Source organism: Desulfobotulus sp., assembly GCF_034006065.1.
Lineage (GTDB): Bacteria > Desulfobacterota > Desulfobacteria > Desulfobacterales > ASO4-4 > Desulfobotulus.
In genome coordinates this window covers 32057-50655 of sequence record NZ_JAVETM010000012.1, presented here as the reverse complement: position 1 = coordinate 50655, position 18599 = coordinate 32057, and the positions used below count along the sequence as shown (strand labels likewise).

The window sequence follows — 18599 nt, the reverse complement described above, 5'->3', positions numbered from 1 at the left end:
ATTCATCGTCCCCCCTCTAGCCGAAAGCCAGAACCCAACCATTCAAAAAACCTTGTCCCTGCCAGAGTAAGACGCCTTGGGATACCGTTGTGCCAGGCGGACCAGACGCAGCAGATTTTCGTTCCAGGTCTGTCAGGAACTACCTAAAAATTCATGGCTGTGCAGAAAGGCATGGAGCCGCCCTGCACTCTCCATGCTGAACCCCGCCACCCCGGCGATCTCGTCTGGGGAAGCCTCCATCAGCCTGCGAAAGGAGCCAAAATGCCCAAGAAGGGCCGCCTTTTTTTTCGGACCCACACCAGGCGCGCCGTCCAGGCGGGATTTCAGCCCCGTCTGAATTCTCTGTTTCCTGTGGAAGGTGACAGCGGTTTTATGGGTCTCGTCCCGCACCCGCATGAGCAGAAAAAGGGGTTCTGGATCTTTACCAAAGTTCACGGGATTCATGCGGCCGGGAATAAAAATCTTATCTTCGGTCTCACCCTTTTCCGTGTCCATCTTGGCGATGGCCGCAACGCCGAAGGCCCCGAAAAGCCCCATGGATTTCAGCACATCCACCGCCACATTGAGCTGGCCCTTGCCCCCGTCCACCAGCAGCAGATCCGGCAGGGGGCCGTCCAGCTTTTCCGGTGCAAACCGGCGGCGCAGGGTTTCTTCCATGTAGGCGTAATCGTCCTGCTCCGGCACATGACGGATCTTGTAACGGCGGTAGAGGGAACGCTCCGGCCTGCCTTCCATGAAAACCACCATGCCGGTGACGGGATTCTGTCCGGAGATGTTGGCGTTGTCAAAGCACTCGATGCGCAGAGGCGGTCTGTCCATGCCGAGACGGGCCCCGAGACGCACCAGAAGATCCTCATCCCCCTTCCACAGGGTAAGCCGTTCTTCCAGCTCCTTTTCCGCATTGCTCTTCGCCCATTCAAGGAGCTTCACCTTTTCCCCGCGCAAGGGTTTTGTGATGCGCACAGTCTTTCCCGTCCACTGACGCAGGGCTTCGGAAAGGATTTCCAGATCTTCCGGCTCTTCGGGAACAAGGATTTCACGGGGAGGCTGGGGCTGCTCCGGATAATACTGACGGATAAAGGAGGCCACCTGTTCCCTGGGATCGGCCAGGGTCTCCCGGAAGGCAAAATGGCGGGTATCCACAAGAAGCCCGGCCCGCACCCGCATGAGGGTAAAAATGCCCATGCCGGGAGCCTCGGCCCGTCCAAGGATGTCCCGGTCCACCAGATCCGTGGCCACCACCACCTGGGATTCCCGGGTACGCTCCAGGGCAAAGAGCTTGTCCCGGATTTCCGCAGCCTTTTCAAAATCCTGCATCTCCGCCGCCCGTTTCATCTCCCTGCGGAGCTTGGTCAGCAGCACCGGGGTTTTGCCTTTAAGCACCAGCACGGCTTCCCGCACGTTTCTGGCATAGGCCGCCGCATCCACCTCCAGGCAGCAGGCACCGATGCAAACCCCCATCTGATAGTTGAGACAGGGTCGGGTGCGGGTACGCATCACCGTGTCCTTGCAGGTACGCAGACGGAAGGTCCTGTTCACCAGCTTCAGGGTTTCCCGGACAGCACCACCGGAGGAAAAGGGGCCGAAATACCGGGCCTGATCCCGGCTGATCTTCCGCACCACCGTAAGGCTTGGAAAGGGATGGGAGAGGTCGAGGCGAAGAAAGGGATACTGCTTGTCATCCTTGAGGATGACATTGTAGCGGGGACGGTGACGCTTGATGAGGGTGGACTCGAGAAGAAGGGCCTCGTTCTCGCTTTCCGTGAGGATGGTGTCAAAGTCCGCGATCTTTGCCACCAGCACCCCGGTCTTTACGGGATGGCGGTCCATGCGCTGGAAATAGGAGGCCAGTCTGCGCCGCAGGTTCTTGGCCTTGCCCACATACAGGATGCGACCTTCGCTGTCCTTCATCAGATAGACACCCGGCCCTGTGGCCACCTGGGCAAGCTTTTCCCGGATGAGGGGAGGCGGCTCCGGGGGTTCGCAACCCCCTTCTTCACGGTGGTGGGACGCTTCTTCCATGCTCACAGCTCCCGCATGTCCACGGATCTTTACTCTGCACAAAAAAAATGACCGATTCTATTTCGGTTTCTGGTCAAACATTCCGGTACAAAGGGCTTTTGTTCGTGACGCAATCTTATTCGGGAACTTCTTGACCTGTGCGGAAGCGGCAAAACTCGTCGGCACAGGCAGATTGCCCCCTCAGGTTACCATAGCGGCTTCACGTACGCTGCCTTTTGTGCCGACTTCGGACAGTTGCCGCTTCTTTTCGCACAGGCCTTCAAAGCTCTTATCCGAAACGATTGCAATGTCACTCACAAAAACCCTGTGTACCCTGCATCACAAACCACCTCGGCCAAACCTTTACAGCATGTTCACAGATCCTGAATGCCCCGAAGCTCCCGGATTCTGTCCCGCAGCCTCGCCGCACGCTCAAAGGCCAGTTCTTCCGCAGCCGCCAGCATCTCCGCCTCCAGGCCCGCGATAATGGCGGCAAGATCCCCCCCCTTTTTATCCGTACCAAAAACAGGGGCCTTTTCCGCCACCTGATCCAGAACCGGGGTTTCTGCATCCGCAACACCAAAGATTATCAGGGAACCGATGGCCTTGGAGATGGTTTCCGGCGTGATGCCGTGGGCTTCGTTAAAGGCCAGCTGGATCTTACGTCGGCGATCCGTTTCTTCAAGACACTGGGCCATGGAGGGCGTAATGCGGTCCGCATACATGATGACCTTGCCCATGGCGTTTCGGGCCGCACGGCCGCAGGTCTGGATGAGGGAACGGGCCGAACGCAGAAAGCCTTCCTTGTCCGCGTCCAGTATGGCCACAAGGGCCACCTCGGGAATGTCCAGCCCCTCCCGCAGAAGGTTGATGCCCACCAGCACGTCAAAACGGTCCATGCGCAGATCCTGGATGATCTCAATGCGCTCCAGGGTAGAAATGTCCGAATGCAGGTAGCGCACCCGGATACCGAGGCCCGTGTAGTATTCCGTCAGGTCTTCGGCCATACGCTTGGTCAGGGTGGTCACCAGCACCTTGAAACCCCGGCCAAGGCAATCCCGGATGGCATCATAGAGGTCATCCACCTGATGCTCCGCCCCCCGCACCTCAATGAGAGGATCCACAAGCCCCGTGGGCCTTACAATCTGCTCCACCACCCGGCCTTCGGCCTTTTCCATCTCATAGTTTGCCGGTGTGGCGGACACGTAAATCACCTGACGCGCCTTTTTCTCGAATTCCGGAAACTTCAGAGGCCGGTTGTCCAGGGCCGAAGGCAGGCGGAAACCGAAATTCACCAGGGTCTCCTTGCGGGAGCGGTCTCCCTTGTACATGCCGCCCACCTGGGGCACGGCGATGTGGGATTCATCAAAAACCACAAGGAGATCCTCGGGAAAGTAATCAAAGAGGGTGGGCGGCGGCTCGCCTGCATTGCGGCCCGTAAGATGACGGGAATAGTTCTCGATGCCGGTGCAGTAGCCGATCTCCCGGAGCATTTCCAGATCATAGCGGGTGCGCTCTTCAATGCGCTGGGCTTCCACCAGCTTGTTTTCCCCGCGCAGAAAAGCGATGCGCTCCTTCAGTTCCGCTTCAATGGCGCTGATGGCCCGCTTGCGGGTGGTCTTTTCCGTCACATAATGGCTGCCGGGAAAGATGGCGGTTTTCCGCATCTTCCGCAGCACCTCCCCACGCAGGGGATCCACTTCGGAAAGGGCCTCAATCTCATCCCCGAAAAACTCCACCCGCACGGCCTGATTCTCCTCATAGGCCGGGAAAATCTCCACCCTGTCCCCCCGGACGCGGAAGGTGCCCCTGTGGAAATCCAGATCACTGCGGGTATATTGCATGGCCGTGAGATCCCGGAGCAGTTTGTCCCGGCTCAGCTCCTGCCCCACGGCAAGCTCCACCCGAAGGGCCAGATAATCCTCCGGAGCGCCCAGGCCATAGATACAGGAAACGCTGGCCACCACAATCACATCCTTACGGGTGAGCACGGAGCGGGTGGCGGAATGGCGCATCTTGTCGATCATCTCATTGATGGCCGAGTCCTTGGCAATGTAGGTGTCGCTGGAGGGGATGTAGGCTTCGGGCTGGTAGTAGTCGTAGTAGCTGACAAAGTATTCCACGGCGTTGTGGGGAAAGAGCAGCTTGAACTCATTGAAAAGCTGGGCGGCCAGGGTCTTGTTGGGCGCAATGACGAGGGTGGGCCGCCCGATTCTTGCAATGACATGGGCCATGGTGAAGGTTTTCCCGGAACCCGTGACACCGAGCAGCACCTGATGCGCGGCCCTGGCCTTCAGCCCTTGGGTCAGCGCCTCGATGGCCCGGGGCTGGTCGCCTTTGGGCTCAAAGGCCGAAACAATGTGGAATGCGCCTTCTTCCATATCTGAGGATTCAAGATCTGAGGATCTGCCTTCTTCCATGGGAAGGGAGGCCGGGAGGAGGGAGGTTCCGGAAGCTTTTTTTCTGACGGGCGCTGCCTCCCCCTTCTCCTTTGTCCCCTTTTTTTCCCTTTTCATTCCATCCGCCACAGGGTGCCTTCGGGCTTGTCTTCCAGCACCACGCCCATGGCGGCAAGGTGCTGACGGATTTCATCGGCCCGCTTGAAATTCTTATCCTTCCGGGCCTGGGTGCGTTCTTCCACCAGAGCATCAATGGCGCTGGCATCCAGGCCTGAAGAAGAAAGCCCCTTTTCCTTTTTGGCGGCAAAATAGGCCGCAGGCGTTTCATGGCAGAGTCCCAGAATCCCTGTGATGGCTTTGAGATCTCCCGCCAGCAGAACCGCTTCTTCCCGGCCCTGGGCATCCCCCCCATCCAGATGGCGGTTGGCCGTGCGGATGGCCTCAAACACAAGGCCAAGGGCCTTGGCGGTATTGAAATCATCATCCATGGCCTCAAGGAATCCCTGCCAGAAACTGCCCCGCCTCTCACCAGGGGCAAGCCCCGCCTCCTCCAGCCTCAGGAAAAGCCCGTACATCTTGTCGAGATTCTGACCCGCCTCGTTCAGATACTGATCCGTGAAGTCAATGGGGCTGCGGTAGTGGCTGGAAAGAAGGAAAAGACGGATGGCTTCCGCGTGCCAGGTTTCCAGCACGTCGCGCACCCGCAGGAAATTGCCCAGGGACTTGGACATCTTCTCCTGATTGATGTTCACAAAACCGTTGTGTACCCAGTAACGGGCAAAGGGCTGCCCCGTGGCCGCCTCACTCTGGGCGATCTCGTTTTCATGGTGGGGAAAGATGAGGTCCTTGCCACCACCGTGGATGTCGAAGGTGGCTCCCAGCAGCACGCAGCTCATGGCCGTACACTCAATGTGCCAGCCCGGACGGCCCGGCCCCCAGGGACTTTCCCAGAAAGGCTCGCCGGGCTTGGCCGCCTTCCACAGGGCAAAGTCATGGGGGTTTTTCTTGCGCTCATCCACGGCGATGCGGGCACCCGCCTCCATGTCCTCAAGTTTTCTTCCGGAAAGCCTGCCGTAGCCTGCAAAGGTTTCCACGGCAAAATACACATCCCCGTCCACGGGATAGGCGTGGCCCTTTTCGATGAGGCGGTTCACCACATCAATGATGTCGCCGATGTGGGCCGTGGCCCTGGGCTCCATGTCGGGCCGGAGCACAAACAGCCTGTCCATGTCCTCGTGAAAGGCCCGGATGAAGGTCTCGGACACCGTTGCGGAATCCGATCCCGTTTCATTGGCCTTGTGGATGATCTTGTCATCCACGTCCGTAAAATTGCGGACATAGGTCACTTCCTGGCCCATGGCCCGGAAATAGCGCACCAGAACATCAAAAAAAACCACGGACCGGGCATGGCCGATGTGGCTGTAGTCATACACCGTGGGGCCGCAGACGTAGAGACGCACCTTTCCTGTCTCCAGGGGTTCAAACACTTCCTTCTCGCGGCTTAAGGTATTGTATATGCGTAAGCTCATAAAAAAATCTTTCTCCGGCGGATTTGCATGGAATTCAGACACTTATTTCAACAAAGGCCTGAATCTGCCTTGATGGAAGCCGCATTATAATCATTTGGCTTCGCCTTGCAAAGCTTCCTTTACACCACTTCGCCAGAGAAGGGCAATGGAAGTGGCTGAAATACCTTCCTTCCGTCCCACAGCGTCCAGACCTTCGGTGGTGGTGGCCTTGATGTTCACCCGGTCCGCCTCCAGGCCGAGGCTTGCGGCGATATTGGCTTCCATGGCCTTTCTGTGGGGACTCATTTTCGGGGCCTGGGCAAAAATCGTGGCGTCGATGTTGACCACAACAAAACCCTTTTCCCGAAGACGCAGGCCCACCTCCCGAAGCAGGCTGAGGCTGCATGCACCGGCAAAGGCGGGATCCGTATCCGGAAAAAGCAGACCGATATCCCCAAGACCAGCAGCGCCCAGAAGGGCGTCACAGATGGCATGGGTCAGGACATCCGCATCGGAGTGTCCCAGAAGTCCGAAAGGATGATCGAACGTCACGCCCCCAAGGATCAGGGGACGTCCTGTAACCAGCCTGTGGGTATCGTTGCCGATTCCCGTACGCAAATCCATAGGATGCATGGTCTTCTCCACGGAGCCTGAAGGGTGAATACAGCATTCCTGCCACGAAAAATGCTTATATCCCTACTCCATGGGGGCGTAAAGGCGTAAAACCGCCGAAAGGTAAGGTCAAGATCTTGTCCGGATGGGAAAGAGGAGGTGAAAACCTCAGGAAATCTGGAGGATCAATGTACGGTGTGGATTTCGATGTGCATGGAAAATTCATGCTGCAGGAGAACCATGAGGAGATCCAGAGAAATGGAATCCATGATACCGGAATCCCAGCCCATGCGGGTCAGCGCCGCATTAATCCCGGCCAGAGTGAACGCACCCCCATCCCGGATCAGGCTGTATACGTCTTTCACCAGGCGGTGTACGTCCCCAGGTGCAAGTCCCTGGTCCGTAAGACGCATCAGGAGTGTGGCGCAAATGTCAGCAGAATTGGCAACAGCAGGAGAAATCATAGGCAACCTCCCTTTGGAAACCTGTTTGCATCCGGGTGGTCTGGGGCTTTTCCCTTCTTGTTTTCACCCCAGGGGTTCCGGGTGATGCGTGAAAACCGGATTGAATGGAAATCTGACACCCTTTTCATGGAACACTGTTTTTTTAAAAAAACATAAACCAAACGCTGTTTTCCATATTCCAGAAGAATGCAAGGATGTCCATAGGGAAAAGCCTCTATTTTCCCGGGAGAGTCTCCCGTTTTTTACCCGAAAAACCGGGAGAACTTCGATAAAGCCATGCATCATGGAAAGGAGCCGTCCTCTTGAAGGCGGGCACACCAAAACAGAAAAAAATAAAATGATCAAGATTAAAGATTGAAAAGACGGCTGATTGTGTTACATGGGGATACACATTGTGCATATCCGGCACAGCCTACCGGTCCCCATCCGCCCAACGTTCAGACCTGAGTTTTACCGGCGATATGGCTTGTATCCGACGCAAAAAAAATCAAAGGGCATGTACGCGGGATCGTCAATCAAACGGGGAGAGCCCTTGAAAGAACATATCCGTATCCTGATTATTGATGATCATCCCCTTTTTCGTGAAGGTCTCAAATCCATCATTGAGCGGGACAAGCGCTTTGAACTTGTGGGCGAAGCGGGCACTGGCCGGGAAGGCATCCGCATGGCCCAGGCCCTCAAGCCCGATCTTGCCATCGTGGATATTTCCCTACCGGACATCAACGGCATCCAGATCACCCGGGAGCTGACCGCAGCCTCCCTGCCTCTGCGCATTCTCATTGTGTCTATGCACGCCAAAATTGATTATATCGCAGAGGCTTTCCAGGCCGGAGCCATTGGCTATATCGCCAAAGATTCGGCCTCAGACCGTCTGCTTCAGGGCATTGAAACCGCCATGCGGGGGGATTATTACCTGGACAGCGCCATCTCGCACCAGGTGGTGGAAAAGCTCATGCAGTTTCCCGTCAAGGAAGCCAAGATAGCGGATACGGAGTACGGCTCCCTCACACCCAGAGAGCAGGAGATCATGCGGCTTCTCGCCGAGGGCCATGCGCCCAAGGATATCGCCGACCGTCTGTACATCAGCCCCAAGACCGTGGAAAACCACAGAGCCAACATCATGAAAAAACTCAATGTGCACTCCACCATGGAGCTGGTGCGCTACGCCGCCCGACTGGGACTCATTGATGTGGATCTCTGGAAGGAATAACCAGCCCACCCCCTTGGCAGGGGGCAGGCCCTGTGCCTACCCGGATGGCCCCTGATGCTATGGGGCAGCTCCTGTTTACAATTTCTTGTCGTGCATCTTCCCCACCCCATAGTCCTTCCTGCGCATGAATTTTTCCGCAGGCGGCCCGATGAGCTGCATTTCCGGATTCTTTGCCAGCACGTCCATGGCAATGTGCATCTCTTTGGTGCATCCCGTGGAATAGGTGGCATCTTTCCCCACCCACTCCGGAGGCACCCTTTCCCCTGAAAGGGCGAAAGCCTCGGCGATATCCTCGTAGGTCTGAAAACGCCAGATATCGATGTACCCGCTGCGCTGCACAATCTCCCACATGTACATGAGGTCATCGGCATCCATGCCCGGTTCGTAATACTGGGAGGGATTGATGATGAAGGTTTCTGCGAACACGCTGCGCAGATACTCAATGAAGGTGGTCATGATGCGCTTGGCCTCATCAATTTTTCCGGGAATGGAACCGATGATGCCGCTGTAGAACATCACGGTCATGCCGTTTTCCCTGGCCTTTTTCATCTCTTCAATGATGTTTTTAGCCCTTCTTTCCAGGTCAAAATGGGAAAAGCGGATCACATCCGGATGCGCAGGCTTATGCAGAATTTCCACAGCGCCGTTTTCCTTTGTGCAGATATTGAAAACCGGCCGGGTGAATCGGAAATGGGTATCAAAAAAACGTCTGCGCTGTTCCTCTCCCCTGGAAATCACAGCGTCCGTTTCCTTGAAGGCCCTGGCAAAGGTGGTGCAGGCCAAAAGCAGGTTCACATTCTCCCGCGTGCCATCGGAAATCACCACGATGTTTTCTTCTTTCCGCAGAATCTCCACCAGGGCGTTTTTGCTGATCTCAGGATCACTGACAATGCGCGCCCCATCCAGGGCTTCCTGCAAGACCCTGTCTTCCATCACATCCGCAAAATCCACCTTGGTGAAGATGGGCTCGCCCTTGAAGCTCACCACCACCTTGTGTCCAAGGCGGGCAAGGTAACGGATGATTTTGAGATCCATGAGAATCTCTCCGGCCTCGTCCGCCAGCCAGAGAATTTTCTTGCGTCCCTCGTCTTCCCCGCACTGAAAGGTTTCGCCCCGCACTCCAAGAAAACAAAAAAGCGTCTGCACGTCACCGACCAAGGGGCGGGAGAAAACTTCCAGCAGAGCATCCCGATCCGGCGACCACGCCTCCTCTGCCTGCCAGATTTCCCGTGCACCGGTAAGAAGGAAAAGCCGCTTCAGCTCCAGGGCGTTAAGGTTGTCCCGAATACGCCCCAGGGACACGGGCGGCGTTTTCATGGCGGAAAGATCCACAAAATCAAAGGCGTCCCGGAAGGCCTGGGACTTGAGCGTCTCCCTTGCCTTCTGGTTTCTCCGGCTTTTTTCCGGAAGATAGGGATCCATGATGTCCGTCTGATTGAGAAAAATACGGAAAAGTCGTTTTTCCAGACGGGAGGGAATCATCAATTCATCACGGGTTTCATGCTGAAACTTAATGCGGATAAGGGATTCGAGAAAAACCCTGGCTCTGGAATCCTCAATAAAAGTATCAATGACATCCAGAATGCGGACGAGAACCTCCTGATACCGGTTCTGGAGAAATTCCGACTGATTTCGTCCCATAATGGCCGCATACATCTGCTCGGAACAGGGATAATAGCGCTCCCCTTCCTGAAGATGCACCATGAATCCCACCTGCTCCGGCGAGGCGACCTCCTCGGGATAGGTGGCATGGTCCAGGTGGTTTTCAATGTAAAATGCCGCTTCCCAGGCGTCCTGGGAGGCTTTTTCCCTTTCCTCGCGCCCGGCTTCTGAATCCGGATGCTTTGCAAGCGACATTGGGAGGATCCTCCTATGCGATTTTGGTTTCAGTCCTGGAAAAAAACGTGGCCAGAACCCATTCCGCAGCCACGTAGACAGCCATGGCGCAGAGCACACTGTTCAGGGGCGCAATGCCCGGAAGGTGGCGGGCTGCCAGCACACCTGCGGCCCAGGCGACGAGGGCTGCGGGACGTACACTGTCAAAGTGGCTTTCCTCCAGACGGGTGTACCGTCCCTTCCTTACCATATAGTAATCCGCAATGAGAACCCCGCCAATGGCAGGCAGCATGGTATTGAGAAAGGCCAGCCAGCCCACAAAATTATTGTAAAGATAAAGGGCCATGAGGGTGCCGAGGATGCCGTTCACCAGAACAAGAATCTTTTTGGGCAGCCGGGTGATATTGGAAAAACCCAGACCCGAGGCATAAAGGGCGTTGTCATTGGTGGTCCAGATGTTGAGCCCGAGAATGATCATGGCCCAGACAATCATACCCTGCTGCATGAGCACGTCGGAAATGTCCGCCTGCTGATAAAAGGCGGCACCCACAGCCCCAAAGAGAAACATGAGGCTGTTACCTAAAAAAAAGGCGATGAGGGTGGTGGACACAGCGGTTTTCGTGGACTTTGAAAACCGGGTGAAGTCCGGCGTCAGGGTACCGCCGCTGATAAAGGAAGCCACACAGATCCCGATGGCGGCGAACATGCCCATGGGTTCTGCGGGCAGGATACCCAGCCAGGCATCCATACCTCCGAAATCATTCAAAGCCTTGCCAACGGAAAAAAAGCCCAGAATGCCGATGGCCGGTACGGCGATAAAGCTTAAAAGGGTTAAAGCCCGCATGCCGAACCAGGCCGTCATCGTCATGATGCTGCCGGAAACAAGGATGATGAGGTGAAGATTCCAGCCCGTCACTTTCTGAACGGGCAGGGCAAACATGGCAACTCCTACGCCAAACCAGCCCACCTGGGTGATGGCCAGAAGGAAGGACGGCAGAAAGGAACCTTTTTCCCCAAAGGAAAAACGAGCCAGAAGATGGGTGGAAAGCCCGGTTCTCGCGGCAATGGCGGCCAGAAGGGCCGTGTAACAGCCAAGGAGCAGGTTCCCTGTCATCACAGCCAGAAAAAACTCTCCCGCTGTAAGCCCGGTTCCCAGTTTCCCGCCCGCCCACATACTGGCGGAAAAGAAGGTGAATCCCATCATCACCACCAGCATGGGCCAGAATCCCTTCTTATGGGAGTCGGCCACATGGCCCAGGGCAAAATCTCCGTCTTCCGTTCTCTCTCTTTCCATGGTTTTTCCGCCTTTTGCTGATGCGTACAGGGTAAAACCCGAAATCCTGATCTTCCTTCGGATTTCAGGCACTCTTTTTCACCTTTTCAGGGCCTGCATGCGGCGAACTTCCCGACCGCAGAGTTTTCCAAGATCCACCCTTCCGAAGGCTTCAGGGTGAAGCCCCGGAAAGCGCTCCGCCAGAAGATCCGCAAACCCCAGCCCCTTTTCAGCCAGGGCCTGACACTGCATCCAGTACTCTTCCACATCCGCCACATGTTCCGGCGTCCAGAAGGCTCTGGAACCTGCATCATAGATGGCACAGCGCTGCAAGGGAAAGGCGGGATCCTCATACTGGGAAGCCACAAACTCAGGCGCCATATCCGCCTTCCAACGCAGAAGATCCGTTCCCGTGAGTTTAATGGTGAGCGGCGTTTCCGGTGTGGGTACGGTAAATCGCCCTTCCAGGTAAATAAGCGTGGTGTTTTCATAGGCTTCAAAACGGTCCCTGCACATCCCATGGGTCTTTTCCAGGATCTCTTCGGCCCGCACGCCGCCAAAGGTAAAAAACAGGATGGAGCGCAGGGATGCGCCCTGTTTCTCCGCCTCATGGACCAGGGCTCGCATGGCATGCTCCAGGCTGGTGCCCGTGGCCACCACATCACCGACCACAATGCTTGCCACCTTCGGCATGTAGACCTTGCTGTATTCGCTTTCCACAATATGCCAATGCTCAGGATCGTCGCATATCCTTGCCCGCTGAGCGCTGATAAAGGCCGCGCTGTGGCGATTCCACCCAAAGGCCCGGGAAAGGGCCTCGCGGAGGCCGAAATTCAGACCGCCCCGGAGAATATTGAACACAAGGCTCTCTTTTTCCTCAAGGCAAAGGTCTCCCGCAGTCCGGAGGTTCTGCAGAATTCGGACACAGGCGGTTTCCAGTCTGCCGGTATAGTCCACCCCCATGACAGAGGCATCATTGCAGATGGCACGGGTTTCCGGCGTGGATGCGATGAAACGATGGAAACCGGAGCTTCTGCCGTCTCCCATGGGGTGCAGGACGCAGTCCGATACGGAGGGCTGGGAAAGGGACATGGACTTCTCCTTGGCAAGGCGCAAAAAAACCCGCAAAGGCGGGAGTATGGGCATGCATACGGGAAAAACTCCCGTTCATGGGCTGCTGTCTTTTAAAGGCAGGGGATGCGGGTGTCAAGCCCAAGCTGCCTTCCTGGAAAGCTCCCAGCCTGACTTGACACCATGGGCCTCAACTGGTATGACCTCTTACCAAAACTCACCCTGTCAGGAGAAATCCATGCCCATACGTCCTTCCATCCACACGGAACACCACATTCTCCATCGCATCCTTTCCGGAGCCTGGCCCGCAGGCACGACCCTTCCACCGGAACGGGAGCTGGCCCAGAGCCTGGAGGTCACCCGACCCACCCTGAGAGAAACTCTCAAATTTCTCGAACGCCAGGGCTGGATCACCATCCGCCACGGTAAAAGCTCTGTGGTGAACGACTTCTGGAAAAAAGGGGGCCTGGGCATCCTCGGCACCCTGGCGCGGTACACAGAATTCATCCCGCTTTCCCTCATCACCGAACTCTTAGAAATGCGCATGCAGATTCTTCCGCCCTGTGCCCGCCTGGCTGCACAAAAAGACCCGGAAAGCCTTCTCACCTTCCTTGCTCCTGAAAACCTCCCAGGAGACGATCCCAGAACTTTTTCCGAATTTGACTGGAAGCTCCAGGAAAACCTGGTGCTGGCTTCCGGAAGACAGATCACCCTTCTCATGTATAACGATTTCAGGGAGCTTTTTATCGCAGGCGGCACCTTCTATTTTGACAATCCCCAGACCCGCAGGGAATCCCGTCTTTACTATGCGCGGCTGAGAAAAATCCTGCCCCAGAATCCAAAGGCCGTTGAAGAAAGTGTGGCCGCCGCCATGGAGGAGAGCCTTCAGTACTGGCAACGCCTCTTCCCCAACCTTCTTGATCCTGCACCGGAAGCCCCCATCGCCTACATTCCGGACATTCCGGCCTGAGCAGGCTCCATCCCCCAACCATGCAGAACAGGAACCCCATGCAGACCTTTGATCTCATCGTCATCGGCGGCGGCATCACCGGAGCAGGCATTTTCCGGGAAGCGGCCGCCTGCGGCCTTTCCGTCCTCCTTCTGGAGGCCCGTGATTTTGGCTCCGGCACTTCCAGCCGCTCCTCGAAGCTCGTCCACGGCGGACTGCGTTACCTCAAACAAGGAGCCCTCCACCTTACCCTGGATTCCGTACGGCACAGGGAAAGGCTTTTAAAGGAGCTGCCCGGACTGGTCACATCGCTCCCCTTTCTCATGCCCCTCTACGGCGATACCGGGCCTTCGGCCCTTCAGATGAAGGCAGGGCTTTTTCTCTATGATCTCATGGCTGGCAGACAGAGCCACAGGTTCCTGCCAGAAAAAAGGCTCACCACCATCCTGCCCGGCATCCGAACAAGGCATCTGAACGGGGCCTTTTCTTTTGAAGATGCCCAGGTGGATGATGCCCGCCTTGTGCTGCGTCTCATCCAGGAAGGGATCACATATAAAAAAGCCATGGCCCTCAATTATACGGAAGTGAAGGGCCTTTCCAGAAACGAAAAGAGCCGGGTCACGGGTGTCCGGGCGCTGGACAGAGAAAGCGGGGAAGAAAAACCCTTCTCAGGCCGCCTTGTCATCAACGCCACGGGGGTGCTGGCGGAAAAACTCCACCATCTTCCCGACAGAAAGCAGCAGATCCGGCCCCTCCGGGGAAGCCATCTGGTCTTTTCCAGAGACCTCCTTCCCCTGGAAAGTGCCGTGAGCTTTCTCCATCCCCAAGACCGGCGACCCGTCTTCTTTCTTCCCTGGGAAGGCGCCCTTCTTCTTGGCACCACGGATGCCGATGCAGGCCTTCAGGAAGCGGCCCGGCCCCGCATCACAAAGGAAGAAACCCGCTACCTTCTTGCCGCCGCCACCCATCTCTTTCCCCATGCAGGCTTCCACGAAAAGGCCATCCTTGCCACCTTCGCAGGCCTCCGGCCCGTTATCAGCGAAGGCGGGGACAAGGCCCCGTCCGAAGAATCACGGGAACACGAAATCTGGCAGTCTCCCGGCCTTATCAGTGTCACGGGCGGCAAGCTCACCACCTTCCGTAAACTGGCCTGGGACACCCTGAAACACGCCTCCCGTCAGCTTCCCATGGCCCTTCCCGACGAAAAGGCCCCCCTCGTTCCGGAAAATCCCATCCCCTGCCCGGATGCCGTGTCCCCTTTGGTCTGGCAGCGTCTTTCCTGCCGTTACGGAAACCTCCTTGAGCGCATGGCCTCCCTTCCCCCCAAGCTTCTGACAAAAATTCCCGGAACCGCACACCTCTGGGCGGAAATCCCCCTCGCCGCAGGAGAAAGGGGAGTCTATCACCTGGATGATCTTCTGCTGCGCCGCCTGCGTCTCGGCCTTCTGCTCCGGGAGGGCGGCATGGACATCATGGAAGGTATCCGGGAGCTGGCCCTGCCCGTTCTCGGCTGGCGCGAAGAAAAATGGGAGACGGAGGTGGTGCGCTACCAGCTTCTCTGGCAGAAAGACCACGGAGTGCCCGGATGAAAGAAATCCTCCTTGCCATCGACTGCGGCACCCAGAGCCTGCGCGCCCATCTCTTTGACACCCAGGGCCGCCTCATTGCCTCGGAAAAGCGCTGTTACGCGCCCTATGAAAGCCCTAAGCCCGGATGGGCGGAACAGAACCCGGAGCTCTTCTGGAACCATCTCTGCAAGGCCACCCTCAGCCTGAAAGAAAAAGCACCGGAGCCCTTTTCCCGCATCGCAGGCTTAGGCCTTGCCACCCAGCGGGCCACCATGATCTGTCTCGACAGGCAGGGCACGCCCCTGCGGCCCGCCATCACCTGGCTGGATCAGCGCAAGGCGGCTCCGGTCTGGAAGCCCGGTCTGCTGACACCCTTTCTAAGGCTTGCCGGGGCGGCCGACCTCATCCACAAGGCCCAGACCGACGCCAAAAGCAACTGGATCGCCCAGAACCAGCCGGGCCTCTGGAAAAAAACCGCCTCCTACATGCAGGTATCGGGCTTTCTCCATCACAGGCTCACGGGTGAATTTTCCGACAGCACAGCCTCCCAGATCGGGCATCTGCCCTTTGACTATAAAAAACAGGCCTGGAGCGGCCCCTTTGCCATCAACCGCCGCCTTTTTCCCATTCCCCATGACAAGCTGCCAAAACTCCTCCTCCCAGGGGAGCTTATCGGCCATGTGACCCGGAAGGCCGCCGCAGCCACGGGCCTTGTCCAGGGCCTTCCCGTGATTGCCTGCGGATCGGATAAGGGCTGCGAAACCTTAGGGGCCGGCGTTTTTCAGCCGGGCATGGCGAGTCTCAGCTTCGGCACCACGGCCACGGTGCAGACCACCACAAAGGACTACTTTGAACCCCTTCGTTTCATGCCCGCCTACCCCGCCCCCGTTTCCGGATACTACAATCCTGAGGTGGAAATCTTCCGGGGATACTGGATGATCACCTGGTTCAAGAACGAGTTCGGCCACCCGGAAACCCAGGAGGCCCTGGAATGCCAGCTTCCCGTGGAAATGCTGCTGGATCGTCTTCTGGCCGAAACCCCGCCCGGAGCCATGGGCCTTGTGCTCCAGCCCTTCTGGAGCCCCGGTCTCCACCATCCGGATGCCAAGGGCAGCCTCATCGGGTTCGGGGATGTCCACACCCGCGCCCATGTGTACAGGGCCGTCATCGAAGGGCTTGCTTATGGGCTTCTGGACGGCCTGCACTGCATTGAAAAAAAAGGAAGAATCCCCATCCACACCCTGGCCGTCTCCGGCGGCGCGTCCCAGAGCGATGCGGTGTGTCAGATTTCCGCGGATATTTTCAACCGCCCCCTGGTGCGGGGGGAAACCTGCGAGACCTCGGGCCTTGGGGCAGCCCTCGTCACGGCCGTGGGCCTTGGTCTGCATCCGGATGTGACGACGGCCCTTTCCCGCATGGTGCGGGTACAGCAGCGCTTTGTCCCGGATGCCGACAATGTGAGGCTTTATCACCGTCTTTACAGTGAAGTCTATCAGCGCATGTACAAGGCTCTTGCCCCCCTGTACCGGAAAATCCGGGACATCACGGGGTATCCGGAAAGCCGGTGAAAAACAGCTAAGGTACGCAGGCCCTTTGTGAGTGACATTGCAATCGTTTCGGATCAGAGCTTCGCCGACCTGTGCGTAAAGAATCGCCAACTGTCCGAAGTCGGCACAAAAGTCCGCATACCCAAGTTGCGATGGCAATAAAAAAGTTCAAGCTGCCTGTGCCGACAAGTTTTGGCGATTCAGCACAGGGCAAGAAGCTCCCGAATAAGATTGCGTCACAAACAAATGGCCTGTGTGCCTGTACGCCTGTTTAATGATTTAGCAGCTACCCGATTAAAACGTACTGATCATTTACGGATCTGAAAGGAAAGCCATGCCCTCCCACAGCCCATGGATTCATACCCCGCCCCCTGAAAAAAGCTTTCGCAGCATCTTCCGCTGGGGTGATCCCCACACCTTCAAGCATCCCAACCCCAGACTCCACGCCATGCTGAAAGAGACCTTCGGCCTTGGGGACAGGGATTTTCTCACCCCCCGCTTCACGGGCGAGGAAAGGGTTTCAGAAACCCTTCCCATCCCCCTGCCCGAGCCCTTCATTGAGGCCATGGAAAAGGCGGTGGGGCCGGAGCAGGTGCAAAGGGATGCCTTCAGCCGCATCCGCTACAGCACGGGAAAAACCACGGAAGAGGCTCTGGCCCTGCGCCATCACCAGATAGAAGGCATCTCGGATCTTGTGGTGCATCCCCGTCACAAACGGGACGTGCAGGCAGTGGTATCCCTCTGCCATGAACACCGCATCCCCCTTTCCGTGTACGGCGGCGGCTCTTCCGTCACCCTTGGCCACCGCATGGAAAAGGGCGGCGTCACGCTGGTCATGGCCACCCACATGAACCGGGTGCTTTCCCTGAATGAGGAAGACCACGCCGTCACCGTGGAGGCGGGCATCAGCGGCCCGGACTACGAGGCTGCCCTCAACGAAGCTCCCAAACGCTTCGGTGCCCTGCGGCCCTACACCTGCGGTCACTTCCCCCAGTCCTTTGAGTTCAGCACCGTGGGCGGATGGATTCTCACCCTGGGATCGGGGCAGGCCTCCTCCTATTACGGCGATGCGGCAGACCTCCTCCTTGCCGTGGAAGTCATCACCCCCAGGGGAGAGATTGTGACACAAAGCGTTCCCGCAACGGCTACGGGGCCTAAGATTCAGGATATTTTCAAGGGAAGCGAAGGGGCCTTCGGGGTTCTCGTCAGTGTGACCTTAAAAATTTTCCGCAAAATGCCGGAAAACACCAGACGCTTTTCCTTCATCTTTCCGGACTGGAAAAGGGCCGTGGCCGCATCCAGAGAGATCACCCAGGCCCAGTGCGGCATGCCTGCGGTGTTCCGCATCTCGGATGCCGAAGAAACGGACGTGGCCCTGAAGCTCTATGGCGTGGAAGGCGGGCCGCTGGACAGCCTCATGCGTTTTGCCGGATACCGGCCCATGGAACGCTGCCTCGCCCTGGGCACGGCGGAGGGGGCAGCGGGCTTCAGTCGGAATGTGGCGAAAAACGTCCGGCGCATCGCCAAAAAATTCGGGGCCATGGGCCTCACCTCCTACCCGGTGCACAAGTGGGAGCATGGCCGCTACCTTGATCCCTACATGCGGGAAGATCTGCTGGATTTCGGCATCATCATTGACACCCTTGAGACGGGTGTCACCTGGTCGGCCCTGCACCGGGTCCATGACAGCGTACGGGCCTTCATCAAGGCGCGGCCCCAGACCATCTGCATGACCCACGCCTCCCATTTCTATCCCCAGGGCACCAATCTCTATTTTATCTTCATCGCCCGCATGGAAGATCTGGACAGTTACAGGGCCTTTCACAGGGAGATCATTGAACGCATCCTCCATGCAGGGGGCACCCTCTCCCACCACCATGGCGTAGGAAGGATGATGGGGCCTTTCATGGAAAAACAGCTCGGGGGAGAAAGCATGGAACTGCTGCGGGCCGTGAAGAAGCATCTGGATCCCCATGGGATTCTGGGGCCGGGGGTGATGGGCCTATAAGGTGGAAAACGGTTTTCACTGCCCTGATCAGAAAAGCCTTGTTCTGGAACGCAAGACTGGATAAGGCTTTTTTCACAGGGCATGGGGAAAGGCTTCCGGATGGCTTTTTTTGCCAAAATGGAGACCAAATATTTGAAAATCTCAAACCTTCTG

Annotated in this window: 13 protein-coding genes; 5 read left to right on the top strand and 8 right to left on the bottom strand. The window is 57.2% G+C overall.

From position 1 onward, the window contains the following. Nucleotides 1-132: 132 nt before the first annotated feature. From uvrC to RBR60_RS06650, 5 genes are all read right to left on the bottom strand, one after another. On the bottom strand, nucleotides 133-2022 hold the full coding sequence (uvrC, locus tag RBR60_RS06670) for an excinuclease ABC subunit UvrC (RefSeq protein ID WP_320355110.1): 1890 nt from the start codon (nucleotides 2020-2022) through the stop codon (nucleotides 133-135). A 353-nt stretch (nucleotides 2023-2375) separates the two neighbouring features. Beyond that, on the bottom strand, nucleotides 2376-4382 hold the full coding sequence (gene uvrB, locus RBR60_RS06665; protein ID WP_320355139.1) for an excinuclease ABC subunit UvrB: 2007 nt from the start codon (nucleotides 4380-4382) through the stop codon (nucleotides 2376-2378). A gap of 131 nt (nucleotides 4383-4513) precedes the next feature. Beyond that, nucleotides 4514-5929 (bottom strand): cysteine--tRNA ligase, encoded by a 1416-nt coding sequence (gene cysS / locus RBR60_RS06660; RefSeq protein ID WP_320355109.1) that lies wholly within the window; start codon nucleotides 5927-5929, stop codon nucleotides 4514-4516. Between the two features lie 90 nt (nucleotides 5930-6019). After that, nucleotides 6020-6532, bottom strand: coding sequence for a 2-C-methyl-D-erythritol 2,4-cyclodiphosphate synthase (gene ispF / locus RBR60_RS06655; RefSeq protein WP_413815451.1), 513 nt, complete (start codon nucleotides 6530-6532; stop codon nucleotides 6020-6022). Nucleotides 6533-6705: 173 nt separating this feature from the next. After that, on the bottom strand, nucleotides 6706-6984 hold the full coding sequence (locus tag RBR60_RS06650; protein ID WP_320355107.1) for a hypothetical protein: 279 nt from the start codon (nucleotides 6982-6984) through the stop codon (nucleotides 6706-6708). A gap of 532 nt (nucleotides 6985-7516) precedes the next feature. On the opposite strand from RBR60_RS06650, the gene RBR60_RS06645 reads away from it, so the two are divergent. Then, the gene (locus tag RBR60_RS06645) at nucleotides 7517-8194 is read left to right on the top strand and encodes a response regulator transcription factor (RefSeq protein WP_320355106.1); all 678 of its coding nucleotides are present in this window, start codon (nucleotides 7517-7519) and stop codon (nucleotides 8192-8194) included. A 75-nt stretch (nucleotides 8195-8269) separates the two neighbouring features. Here the strand turns inward: RBR60_RS06645 and RBR60_RS06640 are convergent, their stop codons facing one another. The 3 genes from RBR60_RS06640 to RBR60_RS06630 all read right to left on the bottom strand — a co-directional run bounded on the left by RBR60_RS06640 (nucleotide 8270) and on the right by RBR60_RS06630 (nucleotide 12395). Beyond that, nucleotides 8270-10051: an ARMT1-like domain-containing protein gene (locus RBR60_RS06640; protein ID WP_320355105.1), complete on the bottom strand. Its 1782-nt coding sequence runs from the start codon at nucleotides 10049-10051 to the stop codon at nucleotides 8270-8272. A 13-nt stretch (nucleotides 10052-10064) separates the two neighbouring features. Then, nucleotides 10065-11324 carry a cytosine permease gene (gene codB / locus RBR60_RS06635; RefSeq protein WP_320355104.1) on the bottom strand — a complete coding sequence of 420 codons (1260 nt, stop codon included), beginning with the start codon at nucleotides 11322-11324 and terminating at the stop codon, nucleotides 10065-10067. A 78-nt stretch (nucleotides 11325-11402) separates the two neighbouring features. After that, entirely contained in the window at nucleotides 11403-12395 is a 993-nt protein-coding gene (locus RBR60_RS06630; RefSeq protein WP_320355103.1) for a phosphoribosyltransferase, read from the bottom strand. 217 nt (nucleotides 12396-12612) lie between these two features. Here RBR60_RS06630 and RBR60_RS06625 point away from each other — a divergent pair, with 217 nt between their 5' ends. The 4 genes from RBR60_RS06625 (at nucleotide 12613) to RBR60_RS06610 (ending at nucleotide 18446) form a co-directional block, all read left to right on the top strand. Then, entirely contained in the window at nucleotides 12613-13344 is a 732-nt protein-coding gene (locus RBR60_RS06625; RefSeq protein ID WP_320355102.1) for a GntR family transcriptional regulator, read from the top strand. 38 nt (nucleotides 13345-13382) lie between these two features. Further along, a complete protein-coding gene (locus tag RBR60_RS06620; protein WP_320355101.1) occupies nucleotides 13383-14912 on the top strand; it encodes a glycerol-3-phosphate dehydrogenase/oxidase in 1530 nt (509 codons plus the stop codon). Then, nucleotides 14909-16459, top strand: a complete 1551-nt coding sequence (locus RBR60_RS06615; protein WP_320355100.1) for an FGGY-family carbohydrate kinase — start codon at nucleotides 14909-14911, stop codon at nucleotides 16457-16459. The genes RBR60_RS06620 and RBR60_RS06615 overlap by 4 nt, the downstream gene beginning before the upstream one ends. Before the next feature lie 313 nt (nucleotides 16460-16772). After that, nucleotides 16773-18446, top strand: a complete 1674-nt coding sequence (locus tag RBR60_RS06610; protein ID WP_320355099.1) for an FAD-binding oxidoreductase — start codon at nucleotides 16773-16775, stop codon at nucleotides 18444-18446. Nucleotides 18447-18599: the final 153 nt, after the last annotated feature.

Bases quoted from the DNA above. Each gene is read 5' to 3' on its own strand.
- uvrC (WP_320355110.1), bottom strand. From the start codon at position 2,022: ATGGAAGAAGCGTCCCACCACCGTGAAGAAGGGGGTTGCGAACCCCCG.
- uvrB (WP_320355139.1), bottom strand. From the start codon at position 4,382: ATGGAAGAAGGCGCATTCCACATTGTTTCGGCCTTTGAGCCCAAAGGC.
- cysS (WP_320355109.1), bottom strand. From the start codon at position 5,929: ATGAGCTTACGCATATACAATACCTTAAGCCGCGAGAAGGAAGTGTTT.
- ispF (WP_413815451.1), bottom strand. From the start codon at position 6,532: ATGGATTTGCGTACGGGAATCGGCAACGATACCCACAGGCTGGTTACA.
- RBR60_RS06650 (WP_320355107.1), bottom strand. From the start codon at position 6,984: ATGATTTCTCCTGCTGTTGCCAATTCTGCTGACATTTGCGCCACACTC.
- RBR60_RS06640 (WP_320355105.1), bottom strand. From the start codon at position 10,051: ATGTCGCTTGCAAAGCATCCGGATTCAGAAGCCGGGCGCGAGGAAAGG.
- codB (WP_320355104.1), bottom strand. From the start codon at position 11,324: ATGGAAAGAGAGAGAACGGAAGACGGAGATTTTGCCCTGGGCCATGTG.
- RBR60_RS06630 (WP_320355103.1), bottom strand. From the start codon at position 12,395: ATGTCCCTTTCCCAGCCCTCCGTATCGGACTGCGTCCTGCACCCCATG.
- RBR60_RS06625 (WP_320355102.1), top strand. From the start codon at position 12,613: ATGCCCATACGTCCTTCCATCCACACGGAACACCACATTCTCCATCGC.
- RBR60_RS06620 (WP_320355101.1), top strand. From the start codon at position 13,383: ATGCAGACCTTTGATCTCATCGTCATCGGCGGCGGCATCACCGGAGCA.
- RBR60_RS06615 (WP_320355100.1), top strand. From the start codon at position 14,909: ATGAAAGAAATCCTCCTTGCCATCGACTGCGGCACCCAGAGCCTGCGC.
- RBR60_RS06610 (WP_320355099.1), top strand. From the start codon at position 16,773: ATGCCCTCCCACAGCCCATGGATTCATACCCCGCCCCCTGAAAAAAGC.